The 18,544-nt window shown below is 60.6% G+C and carries 16 protein-coding genes; 9 read left to right on the top strand and 7 right to left on the bottom strand.

Annotated features, from left to right (window positions below; all coding sequences use genetic code 11):
• Positions 1 to 52: 52 nt before the first annotated feature.
• A complete protein-coding gene (gene hpaD / locus ACW4DH_RS04800) occupies positions 53 to 907 on the bottom strand; it encodes a 3,4-dihydroxyphenylacetate 2,3-dioxygenase (RefSeq protein ID WP_459635224.1) in 855 nt (284 codons plus the stop codon).
• Positions 908 to 1,053: 146 nt separating this feature from the next.
• Here hpaD (ACW4DH_RS04800) and hpaA point away from each other — a divergent pair, with 146 nt between their 5' ends.
• Positions 1,054 to 1,983, top strand: a complete 930-nt coding sequence (gene hpaA, locus ACW4DH_RS04795; protein ID WP_459635223.1) for a 4-hydroxyphenylacetate catabolism regulatory protein HpaA — start codon at positions 1,054 to 1,056, stop codon at positions 1,981 to 1,983.
• On the opposite strand, the gene ACW4DH_RS04790 is transcribed toward hpaA, so the two are convergent.
• The 5 genes from ACW4DH_RS04790 to ACW4DH_RS04770 all read right to left on the bottom strand — a co-directional run bounded on the left by ACW4DH_RS04790 (position 1,944) and on the right by ACW4DH_RS04770 (position 6,808).
• The gene (locus tag ACW4DH_RS04790) at positions 1,944 to 2,744 is read right to left on the bottom strand and encodes an FAA hydrolase family protein (RefSeq protein WP_459635222.1); all 801 of its coding nucleotides are present in this window, start codon (positions 2,742 to 2,744) and stop codon (positions 1,944 to 1,946) included. The genes hpaA and ACW4DH_RS04790 overlap by 40 nt on opposite strands.
• Complete coding sequence (locus tag ACW4DH_RS04785; RefSeq protein ID WP_459635221.1) at positions 2,731 to 3,621, bottom strand: fumarylacetoacetate hydrolase family protein; 891 nt, start codon at positions 3,619 to 3,621, stop codon at positions 2,731 to 2,733. Before ACW4DH_RS04785 ends, ACW4DH_RS04790 begins: the two co-directional genes overlap by 14 nt.
• A 206-nt stretch (positions 3,622 to 3,827) precedes the next feature.
• Positions 3,828 to 4,808, bottom strand: a complete 981-nt coding sequence (gene hpaD / locus ACW4DH_RS04780) for a 3,4-dihydroxyphenylacetate 2,3-dioxygenase (protein WP_459635220.1) — start codon at positions 4,806 to 4,808, stop codon at positions 3,828 to 3,830.
• 61 nt (positions 4,809 to 4,869) lie between these two features.
• Positions 4,870 to 6,378, bottom strand: coding sequence for a 5-carboxymethyl-2-hydroxymuconate semialdehyde dehydrogenase (gene hpaE / locus ACW4DH_RS04775; protein ID WP_459635219.1), 1,509 nt, complete (start codon positions 6,376 to 6,378; stop codon positions 4,870 to 4,872).
• Positions 6,379 to 6,421: 43 nt separating this feature from the next.
• Positions 6,422 to 6,808 carry a hypothetical protein gene (locus tag ACW4DH_RS04770; RefSeq protein WP_459635218.1) on the bottom strand — a complete coding sequence of 129 codons (387 nt, stop codon included), beginning with the start codon at positions 6,806 to 6,808 and terminating at the stop codon, positions 6,422 to 6,424.
• Positions 6,809 to 7,373: 565 nt separating this feature from the next.
• On the opposite strand from ACW4DH_RS04770, the gene ACW4DH_RS04765 reads away from it, so the two are divergent.
• From ACW4DH_RS04765 to ACW4DH_RS04745, 5 genes are all read left to right on the top strand, one after another.
• A complete protein-coding gene (locus ACW4DH_RS04765; protein ID WP_459635217.1) occupies positions 7,374 to 9,269 on the top strand; it encodes an FAD-binding monooxygenase in 1,896 nt (631 codons plus the stop codon).
• 187 nt (positions 9,270 to 9,456) lie between these two features.
• Entirely contained in the window at positions 9,457 to 10,530 is a 1,074-nt protein-coding gene (locus tag ACW4DH_RS04760) for a TRAP transporter substrate-binding protein (protein WP_459635216.1), read from the top strand.
• A 48-nt stretch (positions 10,531 to 10,578) separates the two neighbouring features.
• Positions 10,579 to 11,085, top strand: coding sequence for a TRAP transporter small permease (locus ACW4DH_RS04755; RefSeq protein WP_459635215.1), 507 nt, complete (start codon positions 10,579 to 10,581; stop codon positions 11,083 to 11,085).
• Complete coding sequence (locus ACW4DH_RS04750) at positions 11,082 to 12,401, top strand: TRAP transporter large permease (protein ID WP_459635214.1); 1,320 nt, start codon at positions 11,082 to 11,084, stop codon at positions 12,399 to 12,401. Before ACW4DH_RS04755 ends, ACW4DH_RS04750 begins: the two co-directional genes overlap by 4 nt.
• 220 nt (positions 12,402 to 12,621) lie before the next feature.
• Positions 12,622 to 14,007 carry an alginate export family protein gene (locus ACW4DH_RS04745; protein ID WP_459635213.1) on the top strand — a complete coding sequence of 462 codons (1,386 nt, stop codon included), beginning with the start codon at positions 12,622 to 12,624 and terminating at the stop codon, positions 14,005 to 14,007.
• Positions 14,008 to 14,190: 183 nt separating this feature from the next.
• Here ACW4DH_RS04745 and feaR read toward each other — a convergent pair whose 3' ends face one another.
• The gene (gene feaR / locus ACW4DH_RS04740; protein WP_459635212.1) at positions 14,191 to 15,129 is read right to left on the bottom strand and encodes a transcriptional regulator FeaR; all 939 of its coding nucleotides are present in this window, start codon (positions 15,127 to 15,129) and stop codon (positions 14,191 to 14,193) included.
• Between the two features lie 384 nt (positions 15,130 to 15,513).
• Here feaR and ACW4DH_RS04735 point away from each other — a divergent pair, with 384 nt between their 5' ends.
• From ACW4DH_RS04735 to ACW4DH_RS04725, 3 genes are all read left to right on the top strand, one after another.
• The gene (locus ACW4DH_RS04735) at positions 15,514 to 16,653 is read left to right on the top strand and encodes a tyramine oxidase subunit B (RefSeq protein ID WP_459635211.1); all 1,140 of its coding nucleotides are present in this window, start codon (positions 15,514 to 15,516) and stop codon (positions 16,651 to 16,653) included.
• A gap of 78 nt (positions 16,654 to 16,731) precedes the next feature.
• Positions 16,732 to 17,157, top strand: a complete 426-nt coding sequence (locus ACW4DH_RS04730) for a Rid family hydrolase (RefSeq protein ID WP_459635210.1) — start codon at positions 16,732 to 16,734, stop codon at positions 17,155 to 17,157.
• 91 nt (positions 17,158 to 17,248) lie between these two features.
• Positions 17,249 to 18,541, top strand: coding sequence for an NAD(P)/FAD-dependent oxidoreductase (locus ACW4DH_RS04725; RefSeq protein WP_459635209.1), 1,293 nt, complete (start codon positions 17,249 to 17,251; stop codon positions 18,539 to 18,541).
• Positions 18,542 to 18,544 lie beyond the last annotated feature (3 nt).

The following is an 18,544-nucleotide window of genomic DNA, read 5'->3' as shown; positions in this document are numbered from 1 at the left end:
CCGCTATCTCGGCAGGCGTCGTGAAGCCGACGGACTCGCGACATTGAAGTTGTTATAGCGGAAAGATGGCGTTGATCTGGCCGGTGCCGGAGCTACCGAAAGGCTCGGTCACAATTTCGGCAGGGGCGTCGTACCCTTCGCCCAGTACGCCCAGCAACATGGCCGTGTCGTGCATGCCGCCTTCGCCGTAACAGTGCTGGGCATATTCGGGCAGCATGGCGCGGAAGGCGTCGAACTTGCCCTGGCGCCACAGCTCGACCACGCGTATATCCATTTGGCGGTCGAATTCACGCGTCCAGCGGTGCATGTTCTCTTGCGCCATGCTGTTATCGGTAAAGCGGTGCGACAGCGAGCCCGAGGCCAATACCATGACCTTATGGTCGCTGGCTTCGATCGCCCGGCGTACCGCAGCGCCGAATTCGATGCTTTCGTTCAGGTCGTGCCAGGCATCCCAGGCAGCGATGGACACGACCTTGAAGGCCTGGTCCCTGGGAACATCCATGTGCATGTAGCGCATCGGCACCAAGGTGCCGTATTCCAGCTTGAGGCTCTTGATATTGTGAGCCATGGTACGGATGTCTGAGGTATTGGCTTCCTCGGCGATCCGTTCGCCTAGCGCAGGGCAGCCGTCGTAGCAGTACTCCATGTTCTGAATGAAGTGCGGCAGCTCGTTACTGGTATAGACGCCTTCGAAATGGTCGCCGCAATTGATGTGGTAACCGCTGTTGACGAGCCAGTGGGTATCGAAGACCAGTGCGACATCGGCACCCAGCTCGCGCGCGCGCCGGCCGATTTCCTTATGTCCGGCAATGGCTTGAGTTCGGCAGCCGTGGTGCTTGCCAGGCTGCTCCGAAAGGTACATGGAGGGAACGTGCGTTATCTTGGCAGCGAGGACGATCTCACCCATGAGTTGTTTCCTTTAATGTAATGAAGTGATCTGGGAAGCGGCGATGTCGATGGCGCATACTGGCCGGCCCTGACGGCGCGAGTCGCCTTTTTGTTAACATGTGAATTGGCTGCAAGGGAAAAGCGCTTATACACAGGAGTCGCGGTATGGCACTGGAGCCCATTCCCAACATCACGATCGGTCAGGAGTATGATCAGCGCTACGCCGATGCCGCGGTGCACTACGAGGCCCTGGGCCGTATGGCCGACTTCTATGGACGCAACATGCCGGTGCATCATCATGACCGCTTCTTTCAGGTGCACTACGTCAAAAGCGGCATGGTGCGGGTCTACCTGGACGACCGTCAGTTTCATCAGCAAGGGCCGATGTTCTTTCTGACGCCCCCGACCGTGCCGCACTCGTTCACCACGGAGGAGGGCAGTGATGGTCATGTGCTTACGGTACGTCAGCAACTGGTCTGGTCGTTGCTCGAGGAGAGCGCGGACCTTGGCAGCATGCAGCATGTGGCCCCGGTTTGCGTAGCGACCGGGCATGTCACCGAGGAAGCGCGCAGCGACGTCACGCGTGTCGAACGGTTGTTCGACGACCTGCGGCTGGAATTCGATGCCGACCGTCCGGGACGCGAAGTGGCATTGATGACACTGACACGCTTGATATTCATCGGCCTGTTTCGCCTGTCGGCCAGTTCGCTCAAGGCCCAGCACGTTCGGCATGACGAGCTGGCGCTGTTTCATCGCTTCAATCTGGAAATCGAAGCGCACTACAAGGCGCATTGGACGCTGTCGGAGTATGCGGCGGCACTCAACGTGACCGAGGCGCGGCTCAACAGCGTGTGTCGTCGCATTGCCGGCGTGCCGAGCAAGCGATTGGTGCATGATAGGCTGACGCAAGAGGCGCGTCGCATGCTGACCTTTACGCGAATGACCATCAACGAGATCGGCTATCGACTCGGTTTCCAGGATCCGGGCTATTTTTGCCGCTTCTTTGCGCGTCATGCTGGCACCACACCATCGCGTTATCGCCGCCGCCAGTCCGATCAATCGAACTTCAGCGTCACTTTCCCGAACGAACCGTAGTCAGCCTCGATATCGCTGCCGGATGGGCATTCGATGGGGCCGATGAAGGAACCCGACAGCACGACGTGACCGGCCTCGATGCGCTGGCCATAGGTCGCCATGCGCCGCGCCAGCCATACCAGGCCGGTTACCGGGTCGTCGAGTACGCCGGCGCCCAATCCGGTAGCCACGACGTCGCGATCCTTCTTGACGATCGAGCCGACCCAGCGCAGGTCGAAGGCGTCCGGTGCGTGGCGTTCCTTGCCGAGTACGATGCCGGCATTGGCCGCATTGTCGGACACGGTATCGACGATGACGCGCATCTGGCCGGTACGGGCATCCTGGCGCACGACGCGCGTATCGAGAATCTCGACGGCCGGCGCCACGTAATCGGTGGCCGCCAGGACATCCTCCCGCGTGACCTCGCCTTCCAGCGGCGCCTTCATGACGAAGGCGATCTCGGCTTCGATGCGTGGCTGAATGAAATGATTTTCGGGAATCACCACGCCGCTATCGAAGCGCATGTAATCGTAGAGCACGCCGCTATCGGGCGTGTCGATACCCAGCGCGTCCTGCATGACCTTGGACGTCAGGCCGATCTTCCAGCCGAGGATGGCGTGCTTGTGCCTTTTCTTCTCAAGCTGCGCCGCCTGAATCGCATAGGCGTCATCCAGCGTCATGTCCGGGTACTTGAGCGACAGCAGACCGATCTGCTCACGGTTTTCTTCCGCTGCAAGCAGGGCATCGGCGGCCTCGGATACCTGAGCATCAGTTAACGGCATGCTTCTCGTCCTCCACGCCATTGACCAGGGTGCCGATGCCGTCGGCTTCGACTTCGATGACATCGCCCGGCTTGAGCCAGATCGGCGGATCGAAGCGCGCGCCCGCGCCGGTGGGCGTGCCGCAAACGATGACGTCTCCCGGCACCAGGGTGGTGAAGGTCGACACGTAGTTCACGATGTAACGGAAATCGAACATCATGCGCGAGGTCCGGTCCTGCTGGCGCACCTCTCCATTGACGCGGGTGGTCAGCGCGATGTCGTCGAGCTGGTCGGCGCTCTTGAACGGTACCAGCCAAGGACCGATGGCGCCGCTGGCGTCGAAGTTCTTGCCCTGGGTGACGTTGAACTTGGCGTGGCGTACCCAGTCGCGAATGGTGCCTTCGTTGCACAGCGTCAACGCCGCGATGTGCTCATAGGCCTTCTCGCGGGGAATGCGACGCCCGCCCTTGCCGATGACGATGGTCACTTCCCCTTCGTAATCGAGCTGCTCGCTCTCCGGCGGACGCACCAGATTCTGGCGGTGGCCGACGAAGCTGCGCGGAAAGCGAATGAACAGCGAGGGTTTGCTCGGTGCCGCCTGACCGTCCTTGTACTCTTCGTTGCGCGACGGGAAGTTGACGCCGACGCAGATCAGCTTCTCGGGGTTGGCAACCGGAATCAGGAAGGTGACGCCCTCTTCACGATAGCTCGGGTGTCGCTGCTCGGCGGCGTGCATCACCTCGTCGATGGCGCCGGCCTCGATCACTTCCTTGAGCCCCTTGAAGCGTGTGCCGAACTCCGGCGTCAGGTCGATGATGCCGGTGTCGGTGACGACGCCGTAGCGGTCGGCGCCGTTGGCGTGAAAGGATGCCAGGCGGGCGGGAAGGGCATTGCGCATGAAGTCTCTCCTGAAGGGCCCGGTCACTGCCGGGCCATGTGCTGGCGAAACGGGATCGTGTTCCTACGTTCTGTCTGAAAAAGGCCTGCGCTCACTCATACAGCGTTAAAAATCGGCTCAAGATACTCATTTACCCCTTGTAAACTCCGCTCTTTCGCCAATTTTTGCCTTGCCTGAGTATCGCTCGTCGACTTTTCAGACAGAACTTAGGGGGCGACGATGGGCGTGGCCTTCAACTGCGAGGCTTGGGTTTCGACGCCCTCGAATGTCGAGCCGTGTTCGAACCAAGAGCGGGGTGCCGGTGCGCCCCACAGGGTCTGGCGCTGCGGATCCTTCAGGTCCCACTTGATCGGCTCGAGATCCGGATCGACGGTCTGGTAGTCGGAGCAGTAGATCTCGATGCGATGGCCGTCCGGGTCGAGGATATACAGGAAGAAGGCATTGGAGATGCCGTGCCGCCCCGGGCCGCGTTCGATATTGCCGACGTAGCCGGTGGTGGCCATCAAGTCGCAAAGATCGATGATGTTGAGCGGGGTCGGTACCCAGAAGGCGGTGTGATGCAGGCGAGGGCCTTCCCCATTGGTAAACGCGATGTCGTGAACGCCACCCTTGCGATGCATCCAGGCTGCCCACAGCTTGCCGCTTTCTTCGTCCTCGGTGTATTCGGTAACTCGGAACCCCAGGCGATTGTAGAACTCGACCGCTTCGTCGACGCTGGCCGAGAACAGGTTGAAATGATCGATACGCAGCGGCTTGACGCCGTGGTAGAGCGCGTATTTCTGATGGATAGGCTCCAGACGCTCCATCTTGAAATAGAACTCGATGGGGGTGTCGAAGCAGTCGGCCGTGCGCAGCGTGCGCCCCTGATAGGGTCGCTCGATCCACTCGACCGGATGCCCCTGCTCCTTGAACCAGTCGTGAGCCTTGTCCAGGTCCTGCTCATCGAAGACCTTGAACGACAGCGCCTGGACGGCGGCGGTGTCGCTCTGCTCAAGTACCAGGCAGTGGTGCCCCCGCTCTTCCATTGCGCGCAGGTAGATGCGCCGGTCGTCCTCGTCGGTGACCTGCAGACCGAGCGTATCGACGTAGAAATGGCGGCTCTTGGCCAGGTCCGTGACGCCGAAGACGACGTGACTCAGACGCAGAATATTGAAAGCGGGGTAGAGATTGGGCGTAGGAATGGACATGGGGTATCTCCGTGGGCCATCGGGCAAGGTGGCAGGCTGGCCACCTTGCGAGGTAGGGATGTCAACCTAGCTTCGATACTTGATGGACCTTGCGCGGGAAGGAGACGTTGACGGTCTCCATGTAGAAATCGAAGGACCAGTCGCCGCCGTCGCGGCCGATGCCCGACGCCTTGACGCCGCCGAATGGCGCCGGCAGGTGACGCACGTTTTCGGAGTTGATCCACATCATGCCCGCTTCCAGCTCATCGGTCATGCGCATGGCTCGATTGAGGTCGTTGGTCCAGAGATAGGCGGACAGCCCGTACTGGGTGTCGTTGGCAATACGCAGGGCTTCGTCTTCGTCCTTGAAAGAAATGGCGGTCAGCACCGGGCCGAAGATTTCTTCCTGAGCGATGGCCATATCGTTGGTGGCTTGCGTAAATAACGTTGGCCGGACATAGCAACCTTCGTCACCGCATTTTTTGCCGCCGGCAGCGATGGTGGCGCCCTCGGCACGCGCCTTGTCGAAATAGGACAGGACCTTTTTCTCGTGCTCGGGATGGACCAACGGACCGACGACGGTCTCGGGGTCCAGTGGGTGCCCGACCTTGATCTTGTCAGCGACCTCGGCGACACGCCGGGTGAAGTCTTCGTAGATGGATTCTTGCACCAATAAACGCGAGGAGGAGGTGCAGCGCTCGCCGTTGAGGGAATAGATCATGAAGCTGGCGGCGTCTGCAGCGCGATCGAGATCGGCATCGTCGAAGACGATGACCGGGTTCTTGCCGCCCAGCTCGAAGTGGAAACGCTTCAGGGTGGGCGCTGCCTGGGCCATGATCATCTGGCCGGTGCGGCTCTCGCCGACGAAGGCGATTGCCTTGATGCCGGGGTGCTCGGTCAGCGTTCTGCCGGCATCTTCACCAAAGCCGTTGACCAGATTCAGTACACCCTTGGGCAGCCCAGCTTCCTCGGCGATCTCGACGAGAAGCTTGGCGGTCATCGGTGAGAATTCGGCCGGCTTGTGGACCACGGTGCAGCCAGCTGCCAGCGCCGGTGCGATTTTCCAGGTCGACAGCATGAACGGCGTGTTCCACGGCGTAATGACCGCGATCGGACCCAGTGGACGCTTGGAGGTGACGTTCATCTGGGTATCGTTGCGCAGGGCTTGGCCGTCCTCGGCGTTCGGCGCCTTGTCGGCAAAGAAGCGGAAGTTGGCCGCACCGCGAATCGCGGCCTTGGACATGAAGCGCAGCGCCTGGCCAGTGTCCATGCACTCGGTAAAGGCGATTTCCTCGGCGCGCGCCTCGATGGCTTCAGCCACCTTGATCAAAATGGTACGGCGCTCCTTGCCCGGCGTCTTGCTCCAGGTCTTGAAGGCATCCTGGGCTGCTTTGACGGCGCGATCGATGTCGCTGGCGCCACCCTGGGCAACGTTGGCCAGTGGCTTGAGGTCGATCGGCGATATGGATTCGAAGGTCTTGCCCGAGTCGGCGGGCACCGACTCACCGTTGATGTGGTTCATCACGCCCTGCTCGCGGAAACGCTTCATGTACTCCTGCGCGCGGGCAATGTTCTCGTTCAAGGTACTCATCGGAAAATCCTTTTGGGGTATCGAAAATCGGCTGTGGGAAGATTCAGCGTTTCGACAGACGGGCATGAATCGGGGTGTCCTTCCAGCTCAGCTCGGCATCTATCTCGCGAATTTCCAGCGATAGCGCGAAGTGGGGAGAGGAGAGCGGCGTGACCAGCGCCGCCCGTACCGCCGAGAAAATGCGATCTCCCGCTGCCTTGAGAGCCGCCGTTTCACGGCCGGCCCCGACGGAGAGGGTCATCGCGATGAAGTCGTTATCCGGATGATCGTCGGCGACGATGCAATGATCGGCGGCAAAGGCCCGCACGCGAATGCCCGCGAGCGGGAAGAGTTCGATATCTTTCATAGCCTTCCAGGCGGCCCGGCAGACATCGTCCATGTCCACACGCCCCTCGAGGTTAGGCGAATACTCGATATGTAAATGTGGCATGTCGTTCTCCTTGGTATGGCGTCGAGGCTGTGCAAGCGGCTCTGCCGGACAACATAATCGCGCGGGTGCCTCCGGCCGGAGAGGGCGCCTAGAAAGCACTCATTAAGTTAACATATTAATGAGTTTCATGACGCAGTCTGTCAAGGGACTTTTCATCCTGCGAATGATTTGTCCGAGATCCCGGTTGAATGACGTCAATGGAAAAAATGATGCTAGCCGGGTGTCTTTTGGGGGCGTGTCATTACTCATATTGTTTATAGATTAATGAGTTTTCTAGGTGTGGGAATGGGGAGTCGACCAAGGTAGGGGGAGAGATTGCGAAAAGTACAATCAAGTCTTTGTAAAACACATCCTCAAGTGCTTGGGGTTTCATCAGCATGAAAAAAAGCTAACCCGCTCGGGCCGGAGACCGCTGGCTGCAGGTGGCGACACCGGCCCCGAGCCTCATGCACATAGCGACATGCTAAAAGCGGTCCATGGCGGCTCGCTAATTGCCCCACCGGACGACTAATGACCGCGCGGTAGAGAGCGCCCGGGTCGCCGGCACGATAATGAGGTAATGATCATGCAGTTTCATCACCACGGTTATGTATCGCAGGATCCTCGCATTCAGCCCGCGGCCGGGCTGGGTCTCGACCGCTCCGAAACGCTGCCCGAGAAGGTCGATGTGCTCATCGTCGGTTCCGGGCCTGCCGGCATGATCACGGCGGCGCAGCTCGCCCAGTTCCCCGGCGTCAGCACGCGCATCGTCGAGCGGCGTGCGGGTCGGCTCGAGGTCGGCCAGGCCGATGGCATTCAGGCACGCAGCGTCGAGACCTTTCAGGCGTTCGGGTTCGCCGGTCGCATCACCGCCGAGGCGTACCGTATTACCGAGATGGCGTTCTGGAAGCCTGACCCGGCGAGGCCGGACCATATCGTGCGCACGGCGTGCACGCCCGACGACCCCGCAGGTATCAGTGAGTTCCCTCACCTGATCGTGAATCAGGCCCGGGTGCTTGACTATCTCGCCGAGGCGGCCGCCAACGGTCCGGCCCGCGTGCGGCCCGACTACGGCTTCGAATTCGAACACCTCGAGATCGCCGATGAGGGAGAGTATCCGGTCCGCGTCACGCTCAGGCACACCTCGGGGAGTCAGGAAAGGCAGACGTGCACCGTGCATGCCAAGTACGTGGTCGGCAGCGATGGGGCGCGCAGTAAGGTTCGCGCTTCCATCGGTTGTACGCTCGCCGGTGATCAGGCCAACCATGCCTGGGGCGTCATGGATGTGCTGGCCGTGACCGACTTTCCCGATATCCGCACCAAGTGCGCGATCCAATCAGGCTCGGGTGGCAGCATTCTGCTTATTCCCCGCGAGGGGGGCTACCTGTTCCGCATGTACGTGGATCTCGGCGAAGTGCCGGCAGAAGGCAGCAGTGCCGTGCGCAACACGCCGATCGAGGGAATCATCGCCAAGGCGAACGAGATCATGCATCCCTACACGATCGACGTGCGGAACGTCGCCTGGCATAGCGTCTATGAGGTGGGGCATCGCCTCAGCGATCGCTTCGACGACGTCGAGGAACCCGGGTCAGGCCGGCTGCCGCATGTGTTCATCACCGGCGACGCCTGTCATACCCACAGCGCCAAGGCCGGCCAGGGCATGAACGTGTCGATGCAGGACGGGTTCAACCTTGGCTGGAAGCTGGGCCATGTGTTGTCGGGGCGCAGTCCGGCGAGTCTGCTCTCCACCTACTCGGCCGAGCGGCAGGTCGTCGCCAAGAATTTGATCGACTTCGACAAGCAATGGTCGACGTTGATGGCCAAGCGCCCCGAGGAGTTCGAGGACCCGTCCGAGCTCGAGGACTTCTATACGCGGACCATCGAGTTTCCGGCCGGGTTCATGACCGAATATGGGCCGTCGCTCATTACCGCCGAAGCGAGGCATCAGGCGCTCGCGACCGGTTTCCCGATCGGCAGGCGTTTCAAGTCGTCCAGGGTCTCGCGCGTTTGCGACGGCAATCCGCTACATCTCGGTCATCTGGCGAGCGCCGACGGGCGCTGGCGCCTCTATGTCTTTGCCGACTCGGCGAGGGCTGGCGAGTCACCGACAGTCGATAAACTCGCCAACTGGTTGTCGACGGCGCCGGATTCACCGCTGCAGGCCCCCCCCAAGGCGCATGATCTCAATGCTTGGTTCGATACCAAGGTGATCTACCAACAGAACCACGAGGAGGTCGACATCGCTCGCGTGCCCGAAGTGTTCAAGCCGCGCGTGGGACCGTTCGAGCTCATCGACTATGAAAATGTGTTCGGCATTCTGCCCGATGAGGATATTTTCGAGGCGCGAGGCATCGACCGCCGCGGTGTCGTTGTCGTGGTGCGTCCCGACCAGTATGTGGCCCATGTCCTGCCGCTATCGGCGACCGACGAACTGGGCGACTTCTTTCGACTGATTCTGGATCCGGCATCCTCTCAAAATTGAAATCGCGCGGGCGAGTTGCCGGTAAATCCCCGGCAGCGCTTTTTATCGCCTCTATTCGGCTTCCTGTTGGGAGGGGCGGCGAGCTTGATATTTCGCCTGCGTCGTTCTTTATCTAAAGTCTAATCGTTAATTTATTAACAAAGTGGAGAATGACCTTGTTCCCGTTTATCCAGTGATGGAGAGTGTCATGAGAAGATTCCACATAAAATCGCGTCGGTCCTGTCTGCCGCCGATACTCTTCACCTTGTTCGCCACGGCGCTCGTCAATACGGCGCAGGCGGCGACCACCCTGCGCATCTCGCATTTCCTGCCGGCGATGTCCAACGCCCAGCAGCACGTCATCGAGCCCTGGTGCGAGGATCTCGAAACGCAATCCGAGGGGGAACTGCGCTGCCAGATATACCCGTCCATGCAGTTGGGCGGCACCCCGGCGCAGCTCGCCGACATGGTGCGCAACGGTGTCGTCGATATCGCCTGGACGGCGCTGGGCTATTCGGCGGGCCGCTTTCCGCGCAGCGAGGCGCTGGAACTGCCCTTCATGCTGCCTGCCGGCGGCGTCGAGGCCAGCCGTATCGCCTGGGAGTTCTCGCAGGATTCCGCCGCGGCGGATTTTGCCGACTACAAGGTGCTCGCCGTGCATAGCGATGGCGGTAGCGTCTTCCATACCCGGGAAACCCCGATCCACGAGCGTGCCGATATGCAGGGGCTGCGACTGCGCGCGTCCACGCGCATGGCCTCGAATTTGATCGACACGCTCGGCGCCTCGGCGGTGAGCATGCCGCCGGCCCAGATCGCCGACACGCTGGCCAAGGGCGTCATCGATGGCGCCGCGGCCGCCTGGGAGGTCGTGCCGCCCACCAAGCTTGACGAGGTGACCCACTATCATACCGAGACGGCGGCCGATCAGGCGACACCGACGGTGACGGTGCTGGCACTGCTGATGAACAAGCGCAGCTATGACCGGTTGCCCGAGAAGGCACGTCAGGTGCTCGATTCGCTGAGCGGAGAGACGCTGTCGGCTCGTTTTGGCGAGGCCTGGGACGAGGCGATCGCCAAGGTCAAGGCACAGGTGGAAGGCGACCCCGATCAGACGGTGATCACGCTCGACGCCGCCGCCTATGACGACATGCGCGACGCGACCCGCGGCATCGTCGACGATTGGATCGCTTCCAACGACGGCGGTATCGATCGCGGCGCACTGGTCGAGACGCTCGAGTCGGTCGTCGACGAGCACGCCCCCGAATTGCGCCAAGCGGACTGAATCGATGACTGCATCCATCGAATGGCGCGAAGGCGCACGGAGGCCTTCATGACGGGTGTCGTGTTGAAACGCTCGGCAATGGCGCTGGCCATGGTCGGAGGGGGTCTGCTGCTGACGGCGATCGGGATGTCACTGATCTCGATGCTCGGTCGCAGGCTCTGGTCCGCGCCGATCACGGGAGACATCGAGCTGCTGCAGATGCTGGTCGCGGTTGCCGTGGCCTGTTTTCTGCCACTCTGCGAGATCAACGATCGCCATATCCGCGTCGATATCGTTGCCACGCTGTTCCCGGCCGGACTCAATCGGGCGTTACTGTTCATTTCCCATCTGATGCTGGCACTGGTCAGCGCGCTATTGGTGTGGCGAACGGCGTTGATGGCGGCCGATAGTCTGGTCTACAACGCCCAGAGCGTTCAACTGGGCATACCACAATGGATACCTCAGGCCGCGATGCTGCCGGGAATCGCGCTGCTCGGGGTCTGCGCGTTCTATCAAAGTCTCCGCCGGTTGACGCAGGGTGAGGCGCCCGCCACTTCGGAAGGAGAGAGCCCATGATCGGCGGTCTCGAGGTGGGCGCCATCGCGCTCGGTGCCCTGCTGGTGATGCTGGGATGGCGCTGGCACGTGGGGGTTGCCATGTTGCTGGCGGGCGCGCTCTGCTACTGGCTGGTCAACGACGGCGACACCGGCGCGCTGCTGTTCACTCTCAATAACCTCGTTTACGCCCGTTTCTCGAGCTACGACCTGGCGGTCATACCCATTTTCGTGCTGATGGGGCAGTTCGCGATTCACGGGGGACTCTCCGCGTCGCTGTTTCGCGCCAGTGCCAGCTGGATCGGCCACTGGCGGGGCGGATTGGCGATGTCGGCGGCGGGTGCCTGTGCCGGTTTCGGCGCCATCTGTGGCTCCTCGCTGGCCACGGCTACCACCATGAGTCAGGTGGCCCTGCCGGAACTGGAGCGTTACCACTACGGTAAGCGCCTGGCCACGGGCACGATCGCCGCGGCGGGGACCTTGGGGATTCTGATTCCACCCTCGGTACCGCTGATCGTCTACGCCGTGCTGACCCAGGAGTCGATCGCCGCGCTGTTCATGGCGGCGATCCTGCCGGGGCTTCTGGCGGTGGCAGGCTATCTGGTGGTGATTCGCATCGTGGCGACGAGGACCATGCGCGACGTCGAGCGGGCACCACGCCATGGTTGGGCCGAGCGGCTGGCGAGCCTGGGCGATATCGCGCCGATACTGGTGATCTTCGCCGTCGTCATCTTCGGTCTCTACGGCGGCTGGGCCAACCTGACCGAGGCCGCCTCGATCGGCGCCGCCGCTTGTGGGCTCTACGCCGTCTGGCGCGGCGGCATGCGCTGGCAAGGCGTCTACCGAAGTCTGGCGGGCACGGCGGAGGCGACCGCCATGATCTACCTGGTGGTGATCGGCGCCGATCTGCTGAACAGCGGACTGGCGTTGGGGCAACTGCCGACGGCGCTGGCGGAATGGATCATGGGCAGTGGCCTGGCGCCGTTGACGGTGCTGCTGATCATCCTGCTGATCTATCTGCTGCTGGGCTGCGTAATGGATTCGCTGTCGATGATCCTGCTCACCATCCCGATCTTCTATCCGATCATCCTCGAACTCGATCTGTTCGGGCTCGACGCCACCGCCAAGTCGATCTGGTTCGGCATCGTCGCGCTGATGGTGGTGGAGATCGGCCTGATCACGCCGCCCATGGGCATGAACCTCTTCATCGTGCAGAAATACAGCCACGGCACTTCGCTTGCTACCGTCAGCCGCGGCATCCTGCCGTTCATCGGCGCGGACATGGTGCGTATCGCCATCGTGGTGTTCGTGCCGGCGCTGTCGCTGGTATGGCTTTGAGATCGCGATAGCACATTCCTCCTTGCGATGACGAAACCGGCGATTACGCCGGTTTTTTTATTTGCAAGCGGGCCCTCTGGAACAGCGCCGGTCAGGCACGCCCGTCCAGGTTTTCGTCATTCCGGTACAAGAGCGTCGCCCCGTGGCCCGGTAATCTTGCGCTGAATGCTCTCGGAATGATCGACGTGGAGAGCGTAACAACAACAAGGGAATTATCTGCATGAACGTACGCGACTCTTTGGTAATGCCCACCTTCTTAAGATCACCATTTTCGTGGGCCACGTTTGCACTGCCGACGTTTGCCGTTGCCACCGGTGTCACGCTTTTTCTTCCCGAAGATGTGCGAGCCGCCGAAGTCTTCAGCAACGACACGACCCGACTCGATGCCAATATCGAGGGCATCGTGGGCGTCTTTCACAGTCAGGACGGCTATGCGCAATCGGAGACTGCCGAGCCGGGGGGGCGTGACTGGCAGGAGGGCTTCGCCAAGTATGGGCTCGATGCCTCGCATGTGCTGGGCGGTGACGGAAGCTTGCTCTACGCCAACGTGGCCTGGGTCTCGAGCGGAACGTTCGGCCAGGGAGACGCCGCCGGTTTCACCACCGGCGATGAGCGGCGCACGCATCTCGAGAACCTCTATATCGGCTGGAAGTCCGGCGCTCTGATTCCGGCGCTGGGGCAGGATGGACTCGATTTCTCCGTGGGGCGTCAGCGCGTTCAGGTGGGCGACGGCTTTATAATCTCCGGTGACTCGCTCAATTTCGGCGATGGCATTCTGGGCGGCGATCTCGATCGTGGCGGTGCCTACTATCTGGCGGCGCGCCAGTCTTTCGAGAACACCGCGGTGCTGCGCCTCGGCGGCGAGCGAGGATGGCGGGGCGATCTGATGTGGCTCGACTCGGATAATCCCGCTCAGGCGAAGGCGGAGCTGAGCGTCGCAACCTTGGAGCACGTCTCCGATGCAGGAACGCTCGGGGCAACCTACATCGACGTGCTCGATGTCGATGACGATTACGCCTTTCTCTATCCCGACCGGGAAGATTCCCGTGTCTATAGCCTACGCGCCCAAGGCAACGCCGGCATCGAGAACCTGTTTCTCGCCGGCCAGTACGCGTGGCAGGAAACCGGCAGTGATGACCATGAAAATGCCTGGTATCTGGAAGCGGGCTGGACGTTTGCCGAACGGCCCTGGTCGCCCGGCGTCAGTTACCGCTTCAGCCGCTTCTCCGAGCAGTACGATCCGTTGTTCTACGGTAACGGACGCGCGCTAGGCACCTGGTTCCAGGGCGAGGTCGCGGCCAACTACGCCGGGCCTTTCAATACCAACACTCGGGTCCAGCAGATCAACCTGACGCTGGCACCGACGAAGAGTTTGAGCCTTGGAGCGATGTTGTTCGACTTTCACATGGTTTCCCAGAACGATGGCGCCAACACTGACGGCAACGAGGTCGACCTCTATGCCCTCTGGGCCCCGAGCGAGCACTGGTGGGTCATGCCGTTGCTGGGGCGCTACAATCCCGATGCTTCCGCCAGTAGTGGTGGAATCCAACTGGGCAACAGCGATACCAACTACTACAGTCAGCTACTGGTCGGCTTCAACTTCTGAAGCCCGACAGCCAAGTCATAGGGCCGGCAGGGTGAGGCACGCGTCACAGTGCTGGACTGGTGAGCTTCGAAGGTGCACAGGCTTGTCGCAAGCCTTCCGCCTTCCTTGGTGCGGTACTGTTTTGCCTGTCTGGTACCGTCCGGTCCTCGAGGCGCTCTTCAGCACCCGTCTGGCGTTTGCTCGTCAGGCAGCGTCCACCAGCCGCGAACGACGAAAGTCCCGTGGTGAACTGTCGAATTCGCGCTTGAACGAGCGGCTGAAGTGTGCCGAGTCGGTAAAGCCCCATTTGTAGGCAATCTCAGTGATTGTCCGACCCGCGAGCGCCGGGCTGGCAAGCTCCTCTGCGCAGCGCTCGAGCCGTCTGCGCTGCACATAACGGCAGATGGTTTCATTATGCTGCTCGAAGAGGCGGTAGAGCTGACGGATGGACACGTGGAACTGCGCCGCCAACAGTGACGGCCCGAGGTCGTCTTCATGCAGATGCTGATCGATGAACTGCTGTATGCATAGATAGAGCATGTTGCCGGCCTGGTCCAGCAGCGGTGCCGTCGATGCCTGATGCTGATGAATGGCGGGCAGCAGTGCGATCAGCGAATCGCAGATTCCGCTGTTCTCCTCGCTGGCGGGGACCAGTTGCCCCGTCACTATTCGACTCAGGATGAGCTGCATGATCTGGCCGCTGGCGCAATCGGCAATGATTTTCATGAAGGGCACCGGCCGATGGTCAAAGCGCCGGGTGACTTCGCTGCGCGGTAAATGGAGCGAGTCGTGCTCGATCAGGCCGTGGGGCAGGATTTCGCATGCCTCGGCGGAGTCCAGCAAAGCCATCTCTCCTGGCCGCATTTCGATCAGGCCGCCGTTTTGCTTCAGGGCGGCCCGCCCCTGCTTCTGCACAATCAAGAAGCAGTGGCTATCTTCGTCGCTGCTGTGAGGGTGTCGGCGCACTATACGTTCAACGTTAGTGGTGATGTTGGCGATCTCGATACCCCCAACATAGCGCTTTGAGACACTACCCCGAAAACCCTGTCGATGCAGTGGCATGGAATCGAAACTGCCGCACACCTCGCGCAGTGCGTTGAGCCAGGCATCGAAAGAAAGTGTCGTTGCATTCGCGGAAAGCATGGAACCTCCGTGAAATTCCGTTTTTGTTAATATTTTAATATTTATGAGGATACTCTAGCCGAGTGCCAGCTCCAAGAATAGATCATGTCCTCCCTGGATATCAGCTAACTTCGGAATTGCCGATTTGTGCTAACCCTGGCTCAGGTTGGCACGTCACACTTTATTGCTTGAAAGTGGAAAACTAATGCTCACCACAGTAACCACAAAGTGACTGGACAAGGGGATATATAACGTTACGAGTATGAGAGAGGGCCCCTGCGGTATCGATACGCGATCCCTGAGGGGAAAGACAAACGCTTCTAGATAATTTCGCTCGTTCCGAACGTATCAGCATTTGATCCAGACATTTCTTTATAAAGCATAAAAGCAAATCGAGACAAGACGATGATAGACAACACCAAGATCGACTTCATCTATCTTTCCGAGCCTGACATGGTGCGTGCCGGAGTGACCGACATGCAGGCCTGCGTGGATACCATGGAAGAGGTGTTCAACCTGTTATACCAAGGCGACTATCGCATGGCCGGCCCCAACAACGATTCTCATGGGGCCATGATCATGTTTCCGGAAGACTCGCCCTTTCCCAACATGCCCAAGCCGACTGCCGACCGCCGCATGATGGCAATGCCCGCCTATCTGGGCGGCAGTTTCTGTACGGCGGGCGTCAAGTGGTATGGCTCCAATATTGCCAACAAAGAGAAAGGGCTGCCTCGTTCCATCCTGATGTTCACGCTGAGTGATGCCGATACGGGCGCGCCTTTGGCGTACATGTCGGCCAACCTGCTTTCAGCGTATCGTACCGGTGCCGTACCCGGGGTCGGGGCCCGTCATCTGGCGCGCAAGGACGCCAAGGTCATCGGCCTTGTGGGCCCGGGTGTGATGGGTAGAACCTCGGTGTCAGCCTTCATGGCCGTGTGTCCTCACATCGACACGATCAAGGTGAAAGGACGCGGACAGCAGAGCCTCGATAAGTTCATTGCCTGGGTGAAAGAGACCTACCCGCAGATCACCAACATTCAGCTCGTCGAAAGTCTGGAAGAGGTGGTGCGGGATTCCGACATCGTCACCTATTGCAACTCGGGTGAAGTCGGCGATCCCTCGGCTTATCCCATCGTCAAGCGGGAATGGGTCAAACCCGGTGCCTTCTTGTCCATGCCGGCACTTTGCAACCTGGATGAAGGCATGGAGCAGCCTGAGGTGCGCAAGGTGCTCGATAACACGGGTCTGTATCAGGCCTGGTACGAGGAAGTCCCCAAACCCGCGCATAAATACATTCCGGTGATCGGCGTGCGCTTCATGGACATGGTCGCCGAAGGCACGCTCTCTCTGGAGCAGCTGGAGGATCTGGGTCGGATCACGTCAGGAGAGGCACCAGGCCGCCAGAGTGACGAGGAAATCATCATCATGTCGGTCGGTGGCATGCCGGTCGAAGACGTGGCCTGGGCGACCGTGGTCTACCGCAACGCTCTCGAAAAAGGCATTGGCGTCAAGCTCAACCTCTGGGAAAGCCCAGTCCTGTGTTGATAGCGCCGCTCTCGTACGACCTGTCGGCGTAACAAGCGGGCTAGATTCAATCGCACCTCAACCTATTGGATGGACATCATGGCCAAGATCGTCAAAGTCAAAACCGGTTCGAAATTCGAAGAGCACGCGAGTTACTCGCGCCTGGTGGCCGTCGACAACTGGATCCTCGTGTCCAATACCGCCGGCCGCAACCCAGATACCAAGGAAATCCCCGAGGACGTGAGTGAGCAACTGCTGCAGGTCTTTGCCAACATCGAAGGCGCACTTGGCACAGTGGACAGCGGTCTGTCCGACATCGTGAACGTGAAGATCTTTATCCAGGACCCGGCCGATACCGAAACCGTCATGACCCTCTTCGGCCAGAAGATGCGCGGCGTCGATCCGTCAATCACTGTAACCTGCCCGCCGCTGGGCTCCGAGGTCTATAAGGTAGAGCTGGAAGTGACCGCTTATCGCGGCGCCGGCAGCGCCAACGTGGAGCTGATCGATACCTCCGCCCAGTAAGGCGACCCGCGCGCCACTTCCTGTGCGACCGGCCTGCAGGGCCGGTGGCATCCATTTCGTCGATACCCCGATTCCTTCAGGACTCTCTCCCATGGCACCGACAATAGCGCCCGTTCAAACGTCCAGCGAGTTTCCCGCCTCGACCACGGTAGTGATCATCGGTGGTGGCATCATTGGCCTGACGGCGGCATTGACGCTGTCGGAGCGCAACATTCCTGTCGTGTTGCTGGAAAAGGGGCGCATCGCGGGGGAGCAATCCTCGCGCAATCTGGGATGGATACGAAAGACCAGCCGACATGGCGACGATATCCCCCTGGCGCAGGCGGCCGACCGGCTCTGGGCTCAAATGCCCGAGCGCGTAGGCAGTGATGTGGGTTACCGACAATCGGGAATCATGTTCGTCGCTCGGACCCGGGCGCAAATGGCGCTATATGAGAACTGGCTGAAATCTGTCGATGCGCTGTCGCTCGATTCTCGCTTGCTCAGCCCACGCGAGATCGATGAACTAGTCCCAGGGAATCGGGAAAATTGGGAAGGTGGTATTTACACCCCTTCCGATGGGCGTGCGGAGCCCTCCCTGGCCTCCAGCGCCATTGCCAAGGCAGCCATGGCGAAAGGTGCTGTGATCGTCGAGCATTGCGCGGTACGCACGTTGTCGATGTCGGGCGGCGAGGTCGATGGTGTGGTGACCGAGAAAGGGGAAATACGCTGCGATCAGGTGCTGCTCGCCGGTGGGCTCTGGTCAAGGCGGTTTCTCGGCAATCTCGGCATCTCGCTGCCAACCTTGCCTTTGATCAGCTCGGTACTCAGAACCAGGCCGATGGAGGGGCCCACGGATATCGCGGTGGGAGCGCCTGATTTCTCCTTCCGCAAGCACAAGGATGGTGGCTTCATCGTTACGCAGCGGGGAGCGCTCGACGCGCCTCTGACCCTGGATCATCTAAAGGTCGGCACGCGCTATCTGGGCGCATTACGCGGACAGCGCGACGTCTTGCGAATTGGACTGGGCAAGCACTTCCTCGAGGATCTGGCCCTGCCCAGGCGCTGGAAAGGAACAAAGCGCTCGCCCTTCGAGCGCATCCGGACGATGGATCCCGTAGCCAACCAAGCTCTGAACAACGAGGCGCTCGACAATCTCAAGGCTGCCTGGCCCGCGTTCGAGCAGGCCATGGTCGAGGAAACCTGGGCCGGGATGATCGATATCACGCCAGACTCGAACCCGGTTATCGGGCCCGTGCACCAAGTGCCTGGCTTGACCATCGCTTCGGGCTTTTCGGGGCACGGCTTCGGCACGTCACCCGCAGCCGGCCAACTGGCGGCGGACCTTGTTTCTGGCTCGGAGCCGATTATCGATCCTGGCCCTTATAGGTTCGATCGCTTCTGAAAC

The organism is Halomonas sp. WWR20 (assembly GCF_054602495.1).
The sequence above is the reverse complement of the archived record's forward strand: the minus strand, read 5'-3'. Positions and strand labels throughout refer to the sequence as shown.

Bases quoted from the DNA above. Each gene is read 5' to 3' on its own strand.
- ACW4DH_RS04745 (WP_459635213.1), top strand. From the start codon at position 12,622: ATGAACGTACGCGACTCTTTGGTAATGCCCACCTTCTTAAGATCACCA.
- ACW4DH_RS04725 (WP_459635209.1), top strand. From the start codon at position 17,249: ATGGCACCGACAATAGCGCCCGTTCAAACGTCCAGCGAGTTTCCCGCC.
- hpaE (WP_459635219.1), bottom strand. From the start codon at position 6,378: ATGAGTACCTTGAACGAGAACATTGCCCGCGCGCAGGAGTACATGAAG.
- ACW4DH_RS04730 (WP_459635210.1), top strand. From the start codon at position 16,732: ATGGCCAAGATCGTCAAAGTCAAAACCGGTTCGAAATTCGAAGAGCAC.
- hpaD (WP_459635224.1), bottom strand. From the start codon at position 907: ATGGGTGAGATCGTCCTCGCTGCCAAGATAACGCACGTTCCCTCCATG.
- ACW4DH_RS04735 (WP_459635211.1), top strand. From the start codon at position 15,514: ATGATAGACAACACCAAGATCGACTTCATCTATCTTTCCGAGCCTGAC.
- hpaA (WP_459635223.1), top strand. From the start codon at position 1,054: ATGGCACTGGAGCCCATTCCCAACATCACGATCGGTCAGGAGTATGAT.
- ACW4DH_RS04770 (WP_459635218.1), bottom strand. From the start codon at position 6,808: ATGCCACATTTACATATCGAGTATTCGCCTAACCTCGAGGGGCGTGTG.
- ACW4DH_RS04765 (WP_459635217.1), top strand. From the start codon at position 7,374: ATGCAGTTTCATCACCACGGTTATGTATCGCAGGATCCTCGCATTCAG.
- ACW4DH_RS04755 (WP_459635215.1), top strand. From the start codon at position 10,579: ATGACGGGTGTCGTGTTGAAACGCTCGGCAATGGCGCTGGCCATGGTC.
- feaR (WP_459635212.1), bottom strand. From the start codon at position 15,129: ATGCTTTCCGCGAATGCAACGACACTTTCTTTCGATGCCTGGCTCAAC.
- ACW4DH_RS04750 (WP_459635214.1), top strand. From the start codon at position 11,082: ATGATCGGCGGTCTCGAGGTGGGCGCCATCGCGCTCGGTGCCCTGCTG.
- ACW4DH_RS04760 (WP_459635216.1), top strand. From the start codon at position 9,457: ATGAGAAGATTCCACATAAAATCGCGTCGGTCCTGTCTGCCGCCGATA.
- hpaD (WP_459635220.1), bottom strand. From the start codon at position 4,808: ATGTCCATTCCTACGCCCAATCTCTACCCCGCTTTCAATATTCTGCGT.
- ACW4DH_RS04790 (WP_459635222.1), bottom strand. From the start codon at position 2,744: ATGCCGTTAACTGATGCTCAGGTATCCGAGGCCGCCGATGCCCTGCTT.
- ACW4DH_RS04785 (WP_459635221.1), bottom strand. From the start codon at position 3,621: ATGCGCAATGCCCTTCCCGCCCGCCTGGCATCCTTTCACGCCAACGGC.